The organism is Micromonospora sp. WMMC273, assembly GCF_027460285.1.
Classification (GTDB): domain Bacteria; phylum Actinomycetota; class Actinomycetes; order Mycobacteriales; family Micromonosporaceae; genus Micromonospora; species Micromonospora aurantiaca.
Window position 1 is genome coordinate 996144 of record NZ_JAPZBE010000001.1, and the last position, 14586, is coordinate 1010729.

A 14586-nucleotide genomic window follows, 5' to 3' on the forward strand; every position below is an offset into this window, starting at 1 on the left:
CGCGGCCGGGGAGTCCCGCCGGGGGGCGTGGCGGGTGGCCCGGACGGGAACTAGCCTCGGGTCAGGCGCGGCGGGAGGCGGTGGCGGTGGGCAGCGCAGGTGTGCCGGTGGTGGTGGGGCTGGACAACGGGGGCACTAGTGACAACGCCACGGTGCTCACAGTCGACGGCCGGTTCCTGGTGGACGGGCTGCTGGAGATCCCGAGCGACGTCGGCGCCGGCCCGGAGGGGGCGGTGGAGGCACTGGCGCGGGCGTTCGACGGCGTCCTGGCCCACACCGGCGTACCGCGTGACCTGGTCCGCGCGGTCGGGCTGGACACGCCCGGCCCGGCCAGCGCCACCGGTGTGATCTCGTCCCGCGGCTCGACGAACTTCTCCCAGCCCGCATGGCGGGGCTTCGACGTGCGCTCCGCGCTGGAACGGCGGCTGGGCCTGCCTGTGGTGTACGCCAACGACGGCAACGCCGCCGCCCTCTACGCCCACCACGTCTACTTCGGCGCCGAGGCGATGGCCCGGTCGTCGGTGTCCGCGATCGTCGGCACCGGGCTCGGCGGGGGCGTGGTGGAGTCCGGCCGGGTGGTCGGCGGCGCGGCCGGCATGGCCGGCGAGTTCGGGCACGTGCACATCCCGCTGGACGGCCTGATCGAGCCGGACCAGGCGGCGCCGGTCTGCGCCTGCGGTTTCACCGGGGACGCGGAGAGCGTCGCCTCGCTCACCGCGATCCGGCGCAACCTGCTGCCGTACTGGCTGGCCCGGCATCCGGAGCATCCGCTCGCGGCGGAGGAGCCGGACCGGGCGGCGAAGCTGCTGCGCGGCTACGGCGAACGCGGCGACCCGCTGGCCCGCCTGGTCTTCACCCAGCAGGCCAAGGCGCTGGGCCGGCTGTTCACCATCGCGGCCAACTTCACCGACCCGCACGCGTACTTCGTCGGCGGGGGCGTGGTGGAGGCGGCGCCGGAGTTCCGGGACTGGTTCCTCGCCGCGGTCGCCGAGCACACGGTGCTGCGGGAGGAGCAGCGGGCGGTGGCCACCTTCGCGCTGGTGCCGGACCGGGACATGGCCGGCGCGCGGGGGGTGGCCATCGCGGCGCTGGAGGCGGTACGCGGTGCCGCCACCGCCGCCGCCCCACTCGGCTGACGCCGCCCGCCGGACGGGCCGGTCAGGCGCTCGGCGGCGCGGCGGTGAACGCGGCCCAGGTGTGCGGCGGGAACACCAGCACCGGGCCGGCCGGGTCCTTGGAGTCGCGGACCGCCACCGCGCCGGGCAGCGGCGCCATCTCCACGCACGCGCCCTCGTCGCCGCTGTGGCTGCTCTTGCGCCAGCGGGCCGGTGTGGGATTCGTGCCGTTCATCTGGTCACCTCTCGTTCAGCAGGCGGAGGAGCTGGTCCCGACTGGCCGCCGGGCTCAGCGCCACGGTCCGCAGGTGCTCCATGATCTTGGCGCAGGTACGCAGGTCACTCGGCCGGTCGAGGACCATCTGCCCGGCGACTGTCTCCACCGAGGCGATGATCGGGTCCTCCGGGTCGGCGAACTCCAGGATGTGCAGCGATCCCCGGGTGCCCCGGTGGTAGCCGGCGGCGAGCGGGATCACCTGCACCGTGACGTTCGGCAGCTCGGCCATCTTCAGCAGGTGCTGGAGCTGGCCGGACATGACCGAGTGGTCACCGACCGGGCGCAGCAGCGCGCCCTCGTCGATGATGGCGTCGAGGATCGGCGGCTCGGACCCGGAGAGCCGCTGCTGGCGGTCCAGCCGTAGCTGGACCCGTTGCTCCACCTGCTCGTCGGTGAGCGTGTGGGGGCCGCCGCGCATCACCCCGCGGATGTAGTCGGCGGTCTGGAGCAGACCGGGCACCACAGACGGTTCGAAGTTCGCGATACCGGTGGCCTCGGCCTCCAGCGCGATGAAGTCGATGGTGCGCTGGTCCAGCAGGTACGAATAGGACACCCACCAGCCCGGCTTGCGGGCGTCCTTCGCCAGCTGCACCGCCGCGGCGATGTCGGCCGGGTCCACGCCGTAGCTGGTCAGCAGCGCGCGCACGGTGGCGGGGCTGACGAGCGTCTGCGCGTTCTCGTAGCGGGACAGCGTGCTCCGGGTGCTGTTGATCTCGTCGGCTGCGGCCTCCAGGGTGAGGCCGACGGCCTCCCGGTGGGTCCGCAGGGCGATGCCGAGCCGTCGGGCCCGGGCGGTCTTCGGCGCCATGCATCGATGGTCGCACATCTCTCGGGAAAGTGGGCGTGAGAGAAAGTCGATGAGAGTTGCATTCACGCCGGTCAACCTGTCAATGTGTGACGGCGTCCTCACCGCCGGTTGTCGTGGCGACGGTGGTGGTGAGCGACCGGAGGGGATGGGGCGCGCGGTGGTCGGATTCTTCACTCCCCCACGATCCGACCGCCGCGTGCCCCTGCCGGTCCACGAGACGGGAGGAATTGCGCGGTGACCAGGTTCCTCGTCGTCCTCACCGACGTGCGTCCGCCGGACGGCAGTCGACGCGACGAACGGACCAGCCCGGAACGCCGCCGTCAGGTCGTCGGCGCCAGCAGCCGGGAGGCGGCCGACCGGATCGCCGGCGCGTTCATGGCGCTGGGCATGGTGCGGGCGGGCCGGCAGCGGGTGAAGGTCATCGCGGTCGGCCGCCGGCCCCGGCACCCGGCCTTCTGAGGCACACCACTCCGTTACTCCCCGTATATGTCACCTTGACCGTTTGCCACGCGACTCCGCGTCTCCCCGGGTAACGACCACCGCTTGCGGCAACGCACAGTAAGGTCAGTCGGGTGAGCGCCACCGGCGAGCACGGCCAGCCGCAGTCGCGAACGATGAGGTGACCATGACCACCCCAGGCAAGACCCGTGTGGCGATCGTCTTCGGCGGCCGCAGCCCCGAACACGGCATCTCGTGCGTCAGCGCCGGCAGCGTGCTGGCCGCGCTCGACCCGGACGAGTTCGAGGTGGTCCCGGTCGGCATCACCCGGCAGGGCCAGTGGGTGCTCGCCAGCGGCGACCCGAGCCGGCTCGCCATCGCCGACCGCAAGCTCCCCGAGGTGACCGCCGGCTCCGGCGCCGAACTGGTGCTGCGCGCCGACCCCGCCGTCGGCGGCCTGATGGTGCTCGACCCCGCCCAGGGTCCGGTCGCGCTGGCCGACGTGGACGTGGTCTTCCCGGTGCTGCACGGCGCGTACGGGGAGGACGGCACCATCCAGGGCATGCTGGAGATGGCCGACATCCCCTACGTCGGCGCGAACGTCTTCGCGTCCGCCGCGGCCATGGACAAGGAGTTCACCAAGAAGCTCTGCGCCGCCGAGGGCATCCCGGTCGGCCCGTACGCGGTGCTGCGCGCCGGGATGTCGCTCAGCGACGAGGACAAGGAGCGCCTCGGGCTGCCCGTCTTCGTCAAGCCGTCCCGGGCCGGCTCCTCGTTCGGCATCACCAAGGTCGACGACTGGGCGGACCTGGACGCCGCGCTCGTCACCGCGCGGGAGATCGACAGCAAGGTGCTCGTCGAGGGCGCCGTGGTCGGCCGCGAGATCGAGTGCGGCGTGCTGGAGGGCGAGGCCGGTGGCGCGCCGGAGGCCTCCGTGCTCGCCGAGGTGCGGATGATCGGCGATCAGGACTGGTACGACTTCGAGGCCAAGTACATCTTCGCCGACCAGGTCTGCGAGTACGACGTGCCGGCCGACCTGCCCGAGCCGGTCGCCCGGCAGGTGCGCGACTACGCCACCCGGGCCTTCACTGCGCTCGACTGCTCCGGCCTGGCCCGGGTCGACTTCTTCGTGACCCCGCAGATGGATGTCTACCTCAACGAGATCAACACGATGCCGGGCTTCACCCCGACGTCGATGTTCCCGCGGATGTGGTCGGCCAGCGGGCTGGAGTACCCGAAGCTGGTCAACCGGCTGATCCGTACCGCCCTGCACCGCCGCGCCGGCCGCTGACGGCCGGCACCGCCCGCCGGCCGCTGGGCCGGCGGGCGTCAGGCGGAGCAGCCCGAGGGGGCCTGCTTCGCCGAGGGGACCGAGCTGACGATCGTGTCGGAGATCGAGGTCACCCACTGCAGCGGCGGCTCGTACGACTTCGGCATCCGCACCCGGATCGGGGTCTCCCGGTCGACGGTGGTCAGCACCGTGGCGTCGGCCTCCTGCGCCGCGTGCCAGCAGACCTGGTTGACCGTCCACACCTCGTCGGTGGGCGGGAACTCCGCCGGGCTGCCGCCGCAGGCCACGGTCAGCGCCGGGTCGCCGTACGCGGCGTTCTGCTCCGGGCCCGCGGTGACCGGACGCTGCGGCAGGTCACGCACGCTGTCCGGGAGCTGCGACATCAGGGCGCGGCAGAGGATGGTCGGGCGCTCGGCCAGGGCCGGGGCGGGCATCTCGACCGGCGCGCTGGACTGCGCCCGGGGACTCGCCGACGCGCTCGGCGCGGCGTCCGGCGACTCCGGGGCCAGCTTGGCGAACGTGAACCCGGCCACCACCAGGGTCACCGGCACCGCGACCAGCGTCGCCCAGAGCGCGGCACGGCGGGTGGCGCCGTCCCGGCGGGGGGAGGTGTCCTTCTCGTCCACTTACAGCCGCACCACCGAACACGTGAGGGTGCGGGTGATGCCGGGCACCATCTGCACCTTGCTGACGATGAGTTTGCCGAGCTCGTCGACGGTGTTCGCCTCGGTGAGCACCACCACGTCGTACGGCCCGGTGACGGCGTCGACCCGTACCACGCCGGCCAGGTCCGCGATCAGACCGGCCACGTCACGCGCCCGGCCGACCTCGGTCTGGATGAGGATGTACGCCTGTACCACGACTCGACCTCCGTCCGTCGCCTCCGGGCGACCCGAAGGGTGAAACTACCGTACTGAGCGGCCGTGATCCCTATCGGTTGCCGGTCGGACGCGGTGAGCGAGCACACGCCGGTGCGGACAGGGGTGGGACGTGCGGAACGACGCAGCGGAGCGAGGGGACGGAATGACTGTCACTGATGTCGGCGAGTTCGGCCTGATCGGCCGGGTGACCGCCCGGCTGGCACAGGGACGGAACTGCCTGCTCGGCCCCGGCGACGACGGCGCGGTGGTGGCCGCGCCGGACCGGCGGGTGGTCGCCTCGACCGACGTGCTGGTGGAGGGGCGGCACTTCCGCCGTGACTGGTCGTCGGCGCGGGACGTGGGACACCGGGCGGCGGCGGCCAACCTCGCCGACATCGCCGCGATGGGCGCCACCCCGACGGCGCTGCTCGTCGCGCTCTGCATGCCGGCCGAGCTGGACCCGGCCTGGGCCGAGGAACTGGCCGACGGGCTGGGCGCGGAGGCGGCGCTGGTCGGCGCGAGCGTGGTCGGCGGGGACATGTCCGGCAGCCCGACGCTCACCGTCGCGGTGACGGCGCTCGGCGACCTGGCCGGCCGTGACCCGGTGGTGCGCTCCGGCGCCCGCCCCGGTGACATTGTGGCGCTGGCCGGACGCACCGGCTGGTCGGCGGCCGGCTACACCGTGCTGTCCCGGGGTTTCCGCACGCCGCGGCTGCTGGTCGAGGCGTTCCGCCGCCCCGAGGTGCCGTACGCCGCCGGACCCGCTGCCGCCGCGGCCGGGGCCACCGCCATGATCGACGTGTCGGACGGGCTGCTGGCCGACCTCGGGCACGTGGCGACCGCCAGCGGCGTCGCGATCGACGTGAGCCGCGACGCGTTCGAGGTGCCCCGGCAGATGCGGGACGCGGCGCAGGCGCTCGGCGTCGACCCGTACGCCTGGATCCTGGCCGGCGGCGAGGACCACGCGCTGGCCGCGACGTTCCCGGCGGACGCCGCGCTCCCGGACGGCTGGTTGCCGGTCGGGCGGGTGGCGGCCGGCGCCGGGGTCACCGTCGACGGCGCCGCCTACAGCGGTCCGCGCGGCTGGGACCACTTCCGCCGGACGGCGGAATAGTCGGCACGGCCGCCGGACGGCGGAATAGTCGGCACGGCCGCCGGACGGCGGAATAGTCGGCACGGCCGCCGGACGGCGGAGTAACCGGCGCAGCCGCAGGGCGGAGTGACCGGGCGGGAGTGATCTGCGTCCGACCCCCGGCGGCCGGGCCGGGCCGGCGGCGGTCGTAACCTGGCACGGTGAGCGAGATCGAGATCCGGGAGCGGCGCTTCGACGCGCCCGAGTCGCAGGCGCTGATCCGGGCGGCGCTGGCCGACCTCGGCGCCCGGTACGGCGGCAGCGGCGACGAGACCCCCGTCGACGCGGCCGAGTTCACCCCGCCGGACGGCACGTTCCTCGTCGCCTACCTGGACGGGCGGCCGGTCGGCTGCGGCGGCTGGCGCAGCCACGGCGAGGACGGCGACACGGCCGAGCTGAAGCGGATGTACACCGACCCGGCGGCCCGGGGCCGGGGCGTGGCCCGCGCGGTGCTCGGAGCGGTCGAGCGGTCCGCCCGCGATCACGGCCGCAAGCGGATCGTGCTGGAGTGCGGCGACAAGCAGCCCGAGGCGATCGCCATGTACACCTCGGCCGGCTACGAGCGGATCCCGAACTTCGGCTTCTACAAGGACGCCCCGGGCTGCCTGTCGTACGGCCGTACCCTCTAGCCCACCGAGATGCGGATCGCCCCGGCGGCGCGACGGGCGGCGTCCGCCGCCTCGTCCGGGGTGGCACCCCAGGTCATCAGGTGCCCGCTGCGGTGCGCCGAGGAGAGCAGCTCCGGCACGGTCTGACCGACCTTCGTCTCCACCTGCACGTCGAGCACGCCCGGCACGCGCAGCGCGTCGCGCCTGCCGTCCACGGCGGTCACCCGGCCGGGCGGCGCGATCAGGAACTCGATCGCCGCCGCGCCGGTCGCCCGCGCCGGCAGCTCCGGCCGTTCGCCACGCAGGATCCGCAGATACGCCTCGATGACGTCCCGCTCGTAGGCGATCGAGATGAGCGCGGTGATCATGTCGCCCGGCATCCGGGCCGCGCACTCCACCAGCGTCGGCACGCCGTCGGCGAGGATCCACTCGCTGTGCAGCATGCCGCTGCGGAAGCCGGCCGCCTCGGCGAGGCGTACCGCGGCGGCGCGCAGCGCGTCGTTCGCGTCGGCGGGCAGCGCGGACGGCACGGTGTGGCCGGTCTCGACCGGGTAGCGGCCACCGGCGATCCGCTTGTCGGTGACGTTGGCGAAGACCACCTCGCCCTCGGCCACGAGCAGCTCCACGCTGTGCTCGGAACCGACAAGCAGCTCCTCGACCAGCACGCCGGTGGGCAGGCCGCGCTCGGTGGCCTCGGCCGGGTCGGGCGGGGCGGCGCTGGCCGCCCAGCGGGCCGGCACCTCGGCCGCGTCGGTGATCAGCTGCACGCCCAGGCTGCCCGAGCGGCGGGTGGGCTTGAGCACGCACCGCCCGCCGTGCGCCTGCGCGAACTCCACCGCCCGCGCCGGGTCGTCGACCAGCTCGTACGCCGGGTTGGCGAGCCCGATCCGGTCGGCGAGCAGCCGCATCCGGTGCTTGTCGGAGAAGACGTCGGCGGCCTCCACCCCGGCGCCGGGCAGGCCGAGCCGGTCGGCGAGCCGGGCGGTGGCGCCGACCGCGTACTCCAGGCCGGGCAGGACCAGCCGGGCGTCGGCGAGGCCGGGCTCGCGGGCGAGCAGGGCGTCCGGGTCGAAGCCGGTCTGGTACTCGGCCGCGACGAGACGCCCGATCATCGGCAGCCGCTCGGCGAACCGGGCCAGGTCGCGGCGGGCGATCACGTCCGGCTCCTCGACCAGCACCACGCTGCCCGGCGGCAGCTCCTGGTCGAACCAGCTCAGCGAGCCGAACGACGCGCCGACCACCACCAGTTGCTCGCGACCCAGATCGAGGTCCACCGGTCACCCTCCCCACGGCTCGCGCCGGAACCGGACGGCCGGCGCAGCAGCACCCTAACCGGCCGGATCGAGGCGGTCGCCGTACGGTCGGTCAGGGGTGCGGGGGCGGGTCGGCCGATACCGGGCCGGTGGGCACGGCGGGTCGCCGGACACGACAGAAGCCGGCGGACCCCGAAGGGATCCGCCGGCGACCGACGATGTTCCGGTGGCGCTACCGCGTCAGGCGCGGGTGACCTTGCCGGCCTTGATGCACGAGGTGCAGACCTTCAACTTCTTGGTGTTGCCGCCACCGGCCGGGGTGCGCACCGACTGGATGTTCGGGTTCCAGCGGCGGTTGGTCCGCCGGTGCGAGTGGGACACGTTGTGGCCGAAGCCCGGCCCCTTGCCACAGACGTCGCACACGCTAGCCACGGGATACTCCTGGGATTGAAACGTTCATGAGGTCGCCGCCAGGCGCTGCCCGGGCAACCTGGTCAGGTTACCCGATGACAGTCGGTACGCCCAACCGGCCCTTTCGCGAGCCCACCCAGCGTACCGGCGTCCCGGCCGGGCCGTCCGCCGGGGCGGACACGCGGCGACGACCCCGGCGCGTGTCGGTGTGCGCCAGTAGGCTTCCCGACGTGCTGGAGACCCTCGACGCCGCAGCGGTACGCCGCTGGTGCGCGAGCGGGCTGACCGCCCTCCGGGCCCACCAGGGCGAGATCGACGACCTGAACGTCTACCCGGTGCCCGACGGCGACACCGGCACCAACCTGGTGCTCACGTTCACCTCGGCCCAGCAGGCCCTGGCGATGGACCTCGGCACCCTCCCCGACGACGGGCACACCCCGCACGGGCACGCGCTGCGGCTGATGGCCCGGGGCGCGCTGCTCGGCGCACGCGGCAACTCCGGGGTGATCCTCTCGCAGATCCTGCGCGGTCTCGCCGACACGCTCGCCGCCGTGCCCGCGGTGCGCGGGCGGCAGCTCGCCGACGCGCTGGCCGACGCCACCACCGCCGCCTACGCCGCTGTCGCCCGGCCGGTCGAGGGCACGCTGCTGAGTGTGGTCGCCGCCGCGGCGCATGCGGCTCGCCGGGCGGACAGCGACGACCTGCGCGCCGTGGCCCGGGCCGCGAGCGAGGCGGCGGCGCACGCGCTGGCGCGTACCCCCGAGCAGTTGCCGGAGCTGGCCCGCGCGGGCGTCGTCGACGCCGGCGGGCGCGGCCTGTGCCTGCTGCTGGACGCGCTGGTCGAGGTGATCACGGGGGAGAGCCCGGGCCGGCCGGCGCCCGCGCCGCCCGCCCGCCGCGCGCCGGTCACCTCCGTGCGGGAGAGCGGCTCCGACGCGTACGCCTACGAGGTGCAGTATCTGCTCGACGCAGGCGACGACGCGGTGACCCGGCTGCGCGCCGAGCTGGACGCGCTCGGCGACTCCCTCGCGATCGTCGGCGACGGCGCCGGCACCTGGAACGTGCACGTGCACGTCAACGACATCGGGGCGGCGGTCGAGGCAGGCGTGGTCGCCGGCCGCCCGCACCGGATCAGCGTGACCCGCTTCGCCGACCAGACCGCCCCGGCGCCCGGGCCGCAGGTGCCGCTGCCGGAGGGGCGGGCCGCCGTGGTGGTCGCCACCGGCGCGGGCATCGCGGAGCTGTTCGCCGCCGAGGGCGCCGTCGTGGTGCCCGCCAACCCGTCCACCGGTGAACTGCTCGACGCGATCCGGGCCACCGGCGCCGCCCGGGTGGTGGTGCTGCCGAACGACCCGAACACCCAGTCCGTGGCGAGCGCGGCAGCCCGGGAGGCGCACGGCCTCGGCGTGAAGGTGAGCGTGGTGCCCACCCGCTCACCGGTGCAGGCGCTCGCGGCGCTCGCCGTCCGCGATCCGAAGCGGCGGTTCGAGGACGACGTGATCGCGATGGCCGAGGCGGCCGGCGCCTGCCGGTACGCCGAGGTCTGCCACGCCGCCCGGGAGGCGCTCACCGTCGCCGGCCCGGCCCGCCCGGGTGACGTGCTGGCCCTGGTCGAGGGCGAGGTGCACCTGATCGGGCAGGATCTGGTCGACACCTGCACCGCAGTGGTGGACCGGATGCTCGGCGGTGGCGGCGAACTGGTCACGCTGCTCTGCGGCGCTGACGCGCCGGCCGGGCTGGCCGACCGGGTCCGCGCGCACGTCGAGGGGGCCTGGCCGTTCGTCGAGGTGCAGGCGTACGAGGGCGGGCAGCCGCACTATCCGCTCCTGGTGGGGGTCGAATGACTGGTGAAGCGGCCACTGTGGACACGCCGCTGAAGAAGCTGGTCGGCGAGCGCACCGCGAAGGCGCTGGCCGGGCATCTCGACCTGCACACCGCGGGCGACCTGATCTACCACTTCCCGCGCCGGTACGACGAGCGCGGCGAGCACACCGACATCCGCTCGCTCGACGTGGGGGAGCAGGTCACAGTGCTCGCCCAGGTGCAGCGCACCGCCGTGCGCCCGATGCGCCAGCGGCGCGGCAACCTGCTGGAGGTCACCGTCGGCGACGGTTCCGGCGGCGTGCTCACCTGCACGTTCTTCGGCAACCAGGCGTGGCGCGAGCGGGAGCTGCGGCCCGGCCGGTGGGGGCTGTTCGCCGGCAAGGTGACCGAGTTCCGGGGCAAGCGGCAGCTCAACGGCCCGGAGTACGTCCTGCTCGGCGAGGGCGGCGAGGGCGAGGCGGCGGCGAACGAGGAGGTCGAGGAGTTCGCCGGGGCGCTGATCCCGGTCTACCCGGCCGCGGCGGCGGTGCCGACCTGGGTGATCGCCCGCTGCGTCCGCGTCGTGCTCGACACGTTCACCCCGCCGGAGGACCCGCTGCCGGCCACCGTGCGGGCCACCCGCAACCTGGCCGACATCGGCACCGCGTTGCGTGAGATCCACCGTCCGACCAGCAAGGAGGCGCTCTACCGGGCCCGCCGCAGGCTGAAGTGGGACGAGGCGTTCGCCGTGCAGCTCACGCTGGTGCAGCGCAAGCAGCGGGCGGCGGCGTCCCCGGGACGGGCCCGGCCGGCGAAGGCGGGCGGCCTGCTCGACGCGTTCGACGCGCGGCTGCCGTACGAGCTGACCTCCGGCCAGCAGGTCGTCGGGCGGGAGATCGCCGCCGACCTGGCCCGGCCGCACCCGATGCACCGGCTGCTCCAGGGCGAGGTGGGCTCCGGTAAGACGGTGGTGGCGTTGCGCGCCATGCTCCAGGTGGTCGACGCCGGTGGACAGGCCGCGTTGCTGGCCCCGACCGAGGTGCTCGCCGCTCAGCACCACCGGGGCATCCTCGACCTGCTCGGCCCGCTCGGCCGGGCCGGTGAGCTGGGCGCCGCCGAGGACGCCACGCGGGTCGAACTGATCACCGGTTCGCTCGGCGCGGCGGCCCGGCGCCGGGCGCTGGCCGAGGTGGCCGAGGGCCGCGCCGGCATCGTGCTCGGCACGCACGCCCTGCTCTACGAGGGCGTCGACTTCCACGACCTCGGCCTGGTGGTGGTGGACGAGCAGCACCGCTTCGGCGTGGAGCAGCGCGACGCGCTGCGCGCCAAGGCCGAGCAGCCGCCGCACGTGCTGGTGATGACCGCGACACCGATCCCGCGCACCGTGGCCATGACCGTCTACGGCGACCTGGAGACCTCCACGCTGTCCCAGCTCCCGCAGGGCCGTTCGCCGATCGCCTCGCACGTGGTCCCGGCCGCCGAGAAGCCGGCGTTCCTCGACCGGGCCTGGCGCCGGTTGCGCGAGGAGGTCGCGAAGGGCCACCAGGCGTACGTGGTGTGCCCGCGGATCGGTGAGGGGCCGGTGTCGGACGAGGAGGCGCCGCGGGAGGACGACAACGGCCGGCGCCCGCCGCTGGCGGTGACCGAGGTGGCCCCGCTGCTGGCCGAGGGGCCGCTGCACGGCCTGCGGATCGGGGTGCTGCACGGGCGGCTGCCGGCGGACGAGAAGGACGCGGTGATGCGCGCGTACGCCGACGGCGAGCTGGACGTGCTGGTCGCGACCACAGTGGTCGAGGTCGGCGTGAACGTGCCGAACGCGACGGTGATGATCGTGCTGGACGCCGACCGGTTCGGAGTCTCCCAGCTGCACCAGTTGCGCGGCCGGGTGGGCCGGGGCTCGGCGGCCGGTCTGTGCCTGCTTGTCACCGAGGCGGCCGAGGGCTCGTCCGCGCGGGAACGGCTGGACGCGGTCGCCTCCACCACCGACGGGTTCAAGCTCGCCGAGCTCGACCTGGAGCAGCGCCGCGAGGGTGACGTGCTGGGCGCCACCCAGTCCGGCCGGCGCTCGCACCTGCGGCTGCTGTCGCTGCTGCGCGACACCGAGCTGATCCGCGACGCGCGGGCCGAGGCGATCGAACTGGTCGAGGACGACCCGGATCTGGCTCGGCACCCGGCGCTCGCGGCGTCGGTGGCCGCGCTCGTCGACGAGGAGCGCGCCGAATACCTGGAGAAGGGCTGACGCGCGGGCCCGGCCGGCGCCCCGGTGCGGCGTCGCGGGACTGCGGCACGGGCGTCGCGTGCCTAGGCTCGCGCAGATGTCGACACCATCACTCGAACACGGCGTGCTGCTTCTGACCCGGGGCGACGACCACGTGGTGGACCGGGTGGCCGGCGTCGCCGACGAGGCGTCCGGCCGGCGGTGCACCGCGGCGACGCGGTTCCAGATCGCCTCGATCAGCAAGCAGATGGCCGCCGTGGCGGTGCTGCTGCTCGCCGAGCGGGGAGCGCTGAGCCTGTCCGACCCGGTGGTACGCCGGCTGCCCGGCACGCCGCCGCCACAATGGTCCGGCATCACGCTGCACCACCTGCTCACCCACACGTCGGGCCTGGGCCACTGGGAGGACTACCCGGCGATCGACCTGCACGGGCCGGCCGAGCCGGACGAACTGCTCGACCGGTTCGCGGCGCTGCCGCCGCTGTTCCGGCCCGGAACCGCGTGGCACTACAGCAGCCCCGGCTACGTGCTGCTGGCCCGGACCGTCGAACGGGTGGCCGACCGGCCGTACGCCGATTTCCTCGCCGAGGAGGTCTTCGCGCCGCTGGGCATGACTCGTAGCTTCGCCGGTTCCGGCGACGGGCGAGCGGACGTGGCGATCGGGCACGAGGGCGGCCGTCCGGTGCCGTCCTGGGACCTGACGACGGTCAGCCTGGGCGCGGGTGACGTCTGGAGCACCGGGGCGGACCTGCTCACCTGGCTGGACGTACCGCGCCGGGGCCGGCTGCTCGGCGCGGCCTCGGTGGCGGCGATGACCGCGCCGCACGCGCCCACCGGGCGACCCGACGAGGCGTACGGCTACGGCTTCTTCGTCGGCCCGCTGGCCGGCCGGCGGGCGCTGCACCACTCCGGGGACAACGGCGGCTACAAGGCGTTCGCCGCCTGGCTGCCCGACACCGACCAGCGGCTCGTGCTGCTGACCAACCGGGCCGAGGTCGATCCGCGAACGATCACGTGGGCGCTCGACGCGGTCTGACCGCCCGTACGCACGGCGAGGGCGCGCCGGCCGGGTGCTCGGCGCGTCGCGTAGCGTCGGGGCATGCACAGGGAGCGACGGTGACCCGGATCGTGGCCGGCACGCTCGGCGGCCGGCGGATCGCCGCGCCGCCGGGTGCCGGCACCCGGCCCACCTCCGACCGGGTCCGCGAGGCGCTGTTCAGCGCCGTGCACTCCCACGTCGATTTGGACGGGGCGCGCTTCGCCGACCTGTACGCCGGTTCCGGCGCGGTCGGTCTGGAGGCGCTGTCCCGGGGCGCGGCGCACGTGCTGCTCGTCGAGTCCGACGCGCGGGCCGCCCGGGTGATCCGGGAGAACATCGCCGCGCTGCGGGCCGCGCCGGCCGCGCGCCTGGTCACCGGCAGGGTCGCGACCGTGCTGGCGGCGGGTCCGGACGGCGGGCCGTACGACGTGGTCTTCGCCGATCCGCCGTACGCGGTGCCGGACGCGGAGATCACCGCGATGCTGGCGGCGCTGGTCGACGGCGGCTGGCTCGCACCGGACGCCCTGGTGATCGTCGAGCGGTCCAGCCGTACCGGACCGGTCACGTGGGTGGAAGGTGTCACTCCGGAGCGCAGCAGACGTTACGGCGAGACCACTCTTTGGTACGGTCGCCGATCATGAGACGTGCGGTCTGCCCGGGCTCGTTCGACCCGGTCACCAACGGACACCTCGACATCATCGGCCGGGCCAGCCGGCTGTTCGACGAGGTGATCGTCGGAGTGCTGGTCAACCAGTCCAAGCAGGGCCTGTTCACGGTCGAGGAGCGGATCGACATGCTCCACGAGGTCACCGCCTCGTACGACAACGTCCGGGTGGAGTCGTTCCGCGGCCTGCTCGTCGACTTCTGCCGGGCGCAGCAGGCGAGTGTGCTGATCAAGGGCCTGCGCGCGGTGAGCGACTTCGACTACGAGTTGCAGATGGCCCAGATGAACATCGGCCTGGCCGGCGTGGAGACGCTCTTCATGCCGACCAACCCGCTCTACTCGTTCATCTCGTCCAGCCTGATCAAGGACGTGGCGAAGTGGGGCGGCGACATCTCCGCCCACGTCCCCGACCTGGTCCGCGCCCAGCTGACCGCCCGCCTCCGCCCCTGACCCCCGTCTCACCCTCCCTCCGCCCACCCACCCCCGCGATCTTGCAGTTTCGGCCCGGACATTCCTCCCGCAAGGGACGGACGCCGGGCCGCAAGTGCAAGATCGCCGGGGAGAGGGGACGGGGAGGGTGAGGGCGGGGCGACGCGCCGGGTGGGGCGGGTGGGGCGGTTGTGGCTCGGGCGCGACATGATGTCTGCAACGCCGAGACCGGGCGCGAGGCCG

16 protein-coding genes are annotated in these 14586 nt (G+C 74.3%); 10 read left to right on the forward strand and 6 right to left on the reverse strand.

Annotated elements, in window-relative coordinates:
* Positions 1-86: 86 nt before the first annotated feature.
* Entirely contained in the window at positions 87-1136 is a 1050-nt protein-coding gene (locus O7611_RS04840; RefSeq protein ID WP_269696280.1) for an ROK family protein, read from the forward strand.
* Between the two features lie 22 nt (positions 1137-1158).
* Here the strand turns inward: O7611_RS04840 and O7611_RS04845 are convergent, their stop codons facing one another.
* Together O7611_RS04845 and O7611_RS04850 are read right to left on the reverse strand one after the other, a co-directional pair.
* Entirely contained in the window at positions 1159-1350 is a 192-nt protein-coding gene (locus tag O7611_RS04845) for a DUF397 domain-containing protein (RefSeq protein WP_194799683.1), read from the reverse strand.
* A gap of 4 nt (positions 1351-1354) precedes the next feature.
* Complete coding sequence (locus O7611_RS04850) at positions 1355-2200, reverse strand: helix-turn-helix domain-containing protein (RefSeq protein WP_194799684.1); 846 nt, start codon at positions 2198-2200, stop codon at positions 1355-1357.
* 234 nt (positions 2201-2434) lie between these two features.
* Here O7611_RS04850 and O7611_RS04855 point away from each other — a divergent pair, with 234 nt between their 5' ends.
* A complete protein-coding gene (locus O7611_RS04855; RefSeq protein WP_194799685.1) occupies positions 2435-2659 on the forward strand; it encodes a hypothetical protein in 225 nt (74 codons plus the stop codon).
* Positions 2660-2825: 166 nt separating this feature from the next.
* A complete protein-coding gene (locus O7611_RS04860) occupies positions 2826-3929 on the forward strand; it encodes a D-alanine--D-alanine ligase family protein (RefSeq protein WP_194799686.1) in 1104 nt (367 codons plus the stop codon).
* 38 nt (positions 3930-3967) lie between these two features.
* Here the strand turns inward: O7611_RS04860 and O7611_RS04865 are convergent, their stop codons facing one another.
* Together O7611_RS04865 and O7611_RS04870 are read right to left on the reverse strand one after the other, a co-directional pair.
* Positions 3968-4555 (reverse strand): DUF3515 domain-containing protein, encoded by a 588-nt coding sequence (locus O7611_RS04865; RefSeq protein WP_269696281.1) that lies wholly within the window; start codon positions 4553-4555, stop codon positions 3968-3970.
* Positions 4556-4789 (reverse strand): Lrp/AsnC ligand binding domain-containing protein, encoded by a 234-nt coding sequence (locus O7611_RS04870; RefSeq protein ID WP_013284547.1) that lies wholly within the window; start codon positions 4787-4789, stop codon positions 4556-4558.
* A 163-nt stretch (positions 4790-4952) separates the two neighbouring features.
* Here O7611_RS04870 and O7611_RS04875 point away from each other — a divergent pair, with 163 nt between their 5' ends.
* Both O7611_RS04875 and O7611_RS04880 read left to right on the forward strand, forming a co-directional pair.
* Positions 4953-5903, forward strand: coding sequence for a thiamine-phosphate kinase (locus tag O7611_RS04875; protein WP_194799688.1), 951 nt, complete (start codon positions 4953-4955; stop codon positions 5901-5903).
* Positions 5904-6082: 179 nt separating this feature from the next.
* Positions 6083-6550 carry a GNAT family N-acetyltransferase gene (locus O7611_RS04880; RefSeq protein ID WP_135243728.1) on the forward strand — a complete coding sequence of 156 codons (468 nt, stop codon included), beginning with the start codon at positions 6083-6085 and terminating at the stop codon, positions 6548-6550.
* Here O7611_RS04880 and O7611_RS04885 read toward each other — a convergent pair.
* Positions 6547-7803: an ATP-grasp domain-containing protein gene (locus O7611_RS04885; RefSeq protein WP_194799689.1), complete on the reverse strand. Its 1257-nt coding sequence runs from the start codon at positions 7801-7803 to the stop codon at positions 6547-6549. The genes O7611_RS04880 and O7611_RS04885 overlap by 4 nt on opposite strands.
* A gap of 219 nt (positions 7804-8022) precedes the next feature.
* Complete coding sequence (gene rpmB / locus O7611_RS04890) at positions 8023-8214, reverse strand: 50S ribosomal protein L28 (protein WP_011905179.1); 192 nt, start codon at positions 8212-8214, stop codon at positions 8023-8025.
* Between the two features lie 209 nt (positions 8215-8423).
* Between rpmB and O7611_RS04895 the strand changes: the two genes are divergently transcribed.
* From O7611_RS04895 to coaD, 5 genes are all read left to right on the forward strand, one after another.
* Complete coding sequence (locus tag O7611_RS04895; RefSeq protein WP_194799690.1) at positions 8424-10037, forward strand: DAK2 domain-containing protein; 1614 nt, start codon at positions 8424-8426, stop codon at positions 10035-10037.
* A complete protein-coding gene (gene recG / locus O7611_RS04900; protein WP_194799691.1) occupies positions 10034-12235 on the forward strand; it encodes an ATP-dependent DNA helicase RecG in 2202 nt (733 codons plus the stop codon). The genes O7611_RS04895 and recG overlap by 4 nt, the downstream gene beginning before the upstream one ends.
* A 76-nt stretch (positions 12236-12311) precedes the next feature.
* Positions 12312-13247 (forward strand): serine hydrolase domain-containing protein, encoded by a 936-nt coding sequence (locus O7611_RS04905; RefSeq protein ID WP_269696282.1) that lies wholly within the window; start codon positions 12312-12314, stop codon positions 13245-13247.
* An 80-nt stretch (positions 13248-13327) separates the two neighbouring features.
* Complete coding sequence (gene rsmD, locus O7611_RS04910; RefSeq protein WP_194799693.1) at positions 13328-13891, forward strand: 16S rRNA (guanine(966)-N(2))-methyltransferase RsmD; 564 nt, start codon at positions 13328-13330, stop codon at positions 13889-13891.
* On the forward strand, positions 13888-14364 hold the full coding sequence (gene coaD / locus O7611_RS04915; protein ID WP_194799694.1) for a pantetheine-phosphate adenylyltransferase: 477 nt from the start codon (positions 13888-13890) through the stop codon (positions 14362-14364). Before rsmD ends, coaD begins: the two co-directional genes overlap by 4 nt.
* Positions 14365-14586: the final 222 nt, after the last annotated feature.